Source organism: Pseudomonas sp., assembly GCF_049645325.1.
Lineage (GTDB): Bacteria > Pseudomonadota > Gammaproteobacteria > Pseudomonadales > Pseudomonadaceae > Aquipseudomonas.
Map to the genome: position 1 here is coordinate 1 of NZ_JBARTQ010000392.1, position 4,896 is coordinate 4,896.

The 4,896-nt window shown below is 61.2% G+C and carries 5 protein-coding genes; 3 read left to right on the top strand and 2 right to left on the bottom strand.

Translation table 11 applies throughout. The annotated features are described in order from the left end of the window. A partial coding sequence (locus WBB95_RS17000; protein ID WP_424488652.1) for a universal stress protein occupies positions 1-810 on the bottom strand: 810 nt, incomplete at its 3' end. 152 nt (positions 811-962) lie between these two features. Between WBB95_RS17000 and WBB95_RS17005 the strand changes: the two genes are divergently transcribed. Further along, on the top strand, positions 963-1,565 hold the full coding sequence (locus WBB95_RS17005; protein WP_424488653.1) for a tRNA-(ms[2]io[6]A)-hydroxylase: 603 nt from the start codon (positions 963-965) through the stop codon (positions 1,563-1,565). Here WBB95_RS17005 and WBB95_RS17010 read toward each other — a convergent pair. Then, positions 1,521-2,720, bottom strand: a complete 1,200-nt coding sequence (locus tag WBB95_RS17010) for an MFS transporter (RefSeq protein WP_424488654.1) — start codon at positions 2,718-2,720, stop codon at positions 1,521-1,523. The genes WBB95_RS17005 and WBB95_RS17010 overlap by 45 nt on opposite strands. 155 nt (positions 2,721-2,875) lie before the next feature. On the opposite strand from WBB95_RS17010, the gene WBB95_RS17015 reads away from it, so the two are divergent. Continuing rightward, positions 2,876-3,583 (top strand): winged helix-turn-helix domain-containing protein, encoded by a 708-nt coding sequence (locus tag WBB95_RS17015; protein ID WP_424488655.1) that lies wholly within the window; start codon positions 2,876-2,878, stop codon positions 3,581-3,583. Then, positions 3,584-4,861, top strand: a complete 1,278-nt coding sequence (locus WBB95_RS17020; protein ID WP_424488656.1) for an ATP-binding protein — start codon at positions 3,584-3,586, stop codon at positions 4,859-4,861. The last annotated feature ends 35 nt before the right edge of the window (positions 4,862-4,896 follow it).

Genomic DNA, 4,896 nt, shown 5'->3' on the forward strand with positions numbered 1-4,896 from the left:
CACCAGCACATCACTTTCCACCGCATCCAGTATCACCTCCGCCGTATTGCCGATTAGTGCGCCTGAAATGCCGGTGCGCGCCACGGTGCCGATAATGGTCACCGCCGCCTGCCACTTGTGCGCGGCAAATGGAATCAGCACGTCCGCCGGGCCTTCTTCGATATGCAGGTGCGTGTCGTCGATATCAAATTCGGCCTGGAACGCCTTGCACTGCTCTCGGTAGCGCGCCTCGATGGTTTCCTTGAGCTGAAAGGTCGGGTCGGCCGCCGACAGCATGGGCGACGGGTGGGCGCTGATCACGTGCAGTTGCGCCTTGGCCAGGCGCGCGATGTCGAAACCGTGGTCGACGATGGTGTTGTGCAGCGCCTGGTGCTCGCTGTCGGTATTGCCCACGTCAATGGCCGCCAGTACCACTTTGCCCGCCCACGGCGCGGCGGTTTTAACCAGCAGCACCGGCGTCGGGCACAGGCGCAGCAGCTTCCAGTCCGCCGGGGTCAGCAGGGCCTTTTTCAACGGGCTGTCGGCAAAGTGCTGCTTGATCACCAGGCCACAGCCTTCGGCCTGCTGCACGTCGATGATGGTTTCATGCAGGTTTTCGTTCCATGCCTGCTCGGTGGTAACGCTGTAGCCATCTTCCTGCAAACCCGACTTGAGCAGGCTCAGCATGGCCGAGTGCTCATGTTGCTTGTCGCAGACCAGCAGGTGCAGGTGCGCGCCGGTGACCCCGGCGATCAGCTTGGCGCGCTTGAGGGCCAGGCTTTCCGAATGCTCGGGCTCGATGACCACCAAAATGCTGCGGATGGCGTGCATGGTCGGGAACTCCAGAAAAGGGGGGGCGTGGAACAACTATAGTTGCTGTCTGGCGCACGTCATGTTGATGCACATCAAGGGCGGTGGCTGGTGGTCTGCGACGGGGTCGGTATAATCGGCGCCCTTTTGTGATTCCTTTGCCCGTGAGCCCGATGATCCTGCCCGAAATCCACGAATTCCTCGGCTGCCGCACCCCCGACGCCTGGGTCCAGGCCGCGCTGGCCGATCAGGAAACCCTGCTGATCGACCACAAGAACTGCGAATTCAAGGCCGCCAGCACCGCCCTGAGCCTGATGGCCAAGTATTACGCGCATGCCGACCTGATCAGCATGATGTCGCGTCTGGCCCGTGAAGAACTGGTGCATCACGAACAAGTCATGCGCCTGATGAAAAAGCGCAAGATCGAGCTGCGCCAACTGCATGCCGGGCGTTATGCCTCGGGATTGCGCAAAGTGGTGCGCAGCCACGAGCCGGTCAAACTGGTCGACACCCTGGTGGTGGGCGCATTTATCGAAGCACGCAGTTGCGAGCGTTTCGAAGCGCTGGTGCCGCATCTGGATGAAGAACTCGGCAAGTTCTACTTCGGTTTGCTGAAAAGCGAAGCGCGGCATTTCCAGGGCTATTTGAAGCTGGCCTACCAATACGGCGACGCCAAGGACATCGCCCAGGTGATTGAACGGGTGCGGGCAACCGAGCAGGAACTGATCGAATCACCCGATATCGAGTTCCGCTTTCACAGTGGCGTGCCAGCCTGAGGCAACGGCCACGCCGATCAACGCGGTGATCCCGGCCAGCAGCAGGATCACCGTTTGCGTGCCCCAAGGCGCGGCCAGCACGGCAATCAACAAGCCCGCCAGTGGTTGCGCCAGGTTGTTGAGCAGGGTGATTACGCCGACCGTCTTGCCAAAATCCTGCACCGGGATCACCCGCTGGCGAGTGCTGCGCAGGTAGACGTTGAACATTTTGTCGAAGCCGGTGACCAGCAGGAAACCAAGAGTGTACGCCCACAGGTTGGGGCTGATGGCCGTGATCAGCGCGCCCAGTGCAATCATCGAATACGACACGCCGCCCAGCACCTTCAACGGTAACGTGGCGCGCGCCAGGTAAAACAGAATCATGATGGTCACCCCGGCGCCGGCGGTTTGCAGCAGCGCGTAGGCATCCTTGCCCGCTGCAAAGTGGCCGGTGACCATGGCCGCCGACGTTGCCAGCGTGACGCCAATGATCAAATTAACCCCCACCGCCAAGGTGATGACTCGTTTTAACTCCGCCAGGTTGCGAATATGCCGGAACGCAATGCGCAGTGGGTGCAGCCAGATATCCCGGTGCTGTTCAAACGTTTCCAGGCTGATGGCGCTGGTGCGCTGCCAGACCAACATCGCCAGGTCCGCCAGCATGAACAGCGCGGCAATCCCCAGCAGCAGCCAATGCCAGGCCCAGACGTCCAGCATCAGCGCGGCCACCAGCGGTCCGAGGACCAGGCCGCTCTGGTCGGCAATCTGTGAGTAGGACAGGGTCTTGGCGTAGGTGTACTGTTTGAAAATGTGCGGCAGCAGCACTTCGCGCGCCATGATGCCCTGAGTGGTCAACACGCCGCACAGCGCCGACAGCATCACGATCCAGTAAATGCCGTCGAACACCGCGTACAACGCCACGGCTACCACACAGGCGAGCGCGCGGCAGGCCTGGCTGACATGCAGCAGGCGCACGGGCGAGAATTTGTCACACAATGCGCCGCACACTGGAAACGCCAGGTAGCGCGGCAGCGACTCGATAAAAAATGCCAGGCCCGCCCACGCGACGCTCTGGGTGGACTGGAAGACGATCAAGGGCACGATGAACAACAGAATCTGATCTGCCAGCCGCGACACGAACAGCGAAACAAAGAACGCCAGGTAATCCTTGCGCATACAACTTCCTGTGATGGCGTTAAAGAGTGCAGGCTATTTGTTAAAAACTCTTAAAAGCATGAAGCTTCGTCGGGCCGCAATGGCCGGCTGCGCTGTTGGTGAGCTTGCCACCTATAATGCCTGCACTTCAATCCGCGCAGCCACACTGAGAATTTATGGAAAACCTGGGTCTGGGCAAGGTCCTGCTCGTTGAGGACGATGAAAAGCTGGCAGGGCTGATCGCGCATTTCCTCTCGCAACACGGGTTCGAGGTGCGGGTGGTGCACCGCGGTGATGAAGCCTTGGCCGCGTTTCTCGACTTCAAGCCGAAAATCGTTGTACTCGACCTGATGCTGCCGGGTCAGAGCGGCCTGCACGTGTGCCGCGAGATTCGCAATGTGTCCGACACGCCCATCGTGATCCTGACCGCCAAGGAAGACGACCTTGACCACATCCTGGGCCTGGAGTCCGGTGCCGACGACTACGTGATCAAACCGATCAAGCCGCCGGTATTGCTCGCCCGCTTGCGTGCGCTGCAACGCCGCCAAGTGCCCGAACCCACAGTGCGGGGTTCCGTGGAGTTTGGCCGGTTGTCGATTGATCGCAGCTGCCGGGTAGTCAGCCTGGGCGATGAAAAAATCGACCTGACCACCATGGAATTCGAGCTGCTGTGGTTGCTGGCCAGCAATGCCGGCAAGATTCTCTCGCGCGACGACATTCTCAACCGCATGCGCGGCATTGCCTTCGACGGGCTTAACCGCAGCGTCGATGTGTACATCAGCAAATTGCGCGGCAAGCTCAATGACAACCCGCGCGAGCCGGTGTGCATCAAGACCATCTGGGGCAAGGGCTACCTGTTCAATCCGTTTGCGTGGGAGGTCTAGATGCTGCGGCTTTATTTGCGTCTGTACCTGATTCTCGCCCTGGGTTTGGCGGGCGCGATCTGGGCAGTCAATTACACCTTTGACGAGTTGCTGCCCGAAGCCAACGAAACGTATAACCGCGAAGCGTTGCGCGGGCCGGCTTTTGGCCTGGTCGAGCAGTTGCGCCCGCTGACCGGGGAGGCCCGAGATGCGCGCCTGGCGCAGTTACAGCCGCATTACGGCTTGCGCTTGCAGTTGGTGCAGCGCGAGTCCCAGGCACTGAACGCGCGCGAACAGCAATTGCTGGATGCCGGCCTGTTGGTGGTGCGCGGTGACTTCATGGAGTTCCTGACCAATATCGACGGTGGCCCGCAACTGCTGGATATCAAGCTGCCGGAGGAGCCCAAATGGTTGTACCTGTGGGCCTATGGTTTCCTCGGGATCAGCCTGGCGATCGTGTTGTATTTTTGGGTGCGTCCGCACTGGCGTGACCTGGAGCACATCCGCCTGGCCGCGCAGCGTTTCGGCGACAACAACCTCGGTTCGCGTATCCTGCTGCCGCGCCGTTCGACCGTGCGTGAGCTGGCCGGGCACTTCAACCAGATGGCCGAGCGCATCGAAAGCCTGATCGCCAACCAGCGTGAGCTGACCAACGCGGTGTCACACGAGCTGCGCACGCCCATCGCGCGCTTGTCGTTTGAGCTCGATCAGCTCAAGCAACAGGCCGACCCCCGCCAGAGCCGCGAACTGATCGCCGACATGTACGCCGACCTTGGCGAGCTGGAAGAAATGGTCTCCGAGCTGCTGACCTACGCCAGCCTGGAACGCGGCGCGACCCAGGTCACCCGGGAAAATATCGAAGCCCACAGCTGGCTCGACAGCGTGATCGGCAGTGTGGCCCTGGAAGCCGAGGCGGCGGGCGTGCAGTTGTCGCTGCGCACTTGCGAGGTCGACTTTATCCGCATTGAGCCGCGCTTTATGGCGCGCGCCGTGATCAACCTGCTGCGCAACGCCATTCGTTATGCCGAGCGCCGGGTGGAAGTGTCGCTGGTCACGTTTGGCAGCGGTTACGAAGTGCGAGTGAGTGACGATGGCCCGGGCGTACCGCTGGATGGTCGGGCGAAAATCTTCGAACCGTTCATGCGCCTCGATGCCAGCCGGGATCGCCGCACAGGCGGTTTTGGCCTGGGCCTGGCGCTGGTAAAACGCGTGAGCCAATGGCACGGCGGGCAAGTGGAAGTGCTGGACTCGGAGTGGGGCGGGGCGTCGTTTCGCATGACGTGGGCGTATGCCGAGTGAGGCGCTTCTGTGGGTGCTGGCTTGCCTGCGGTCTG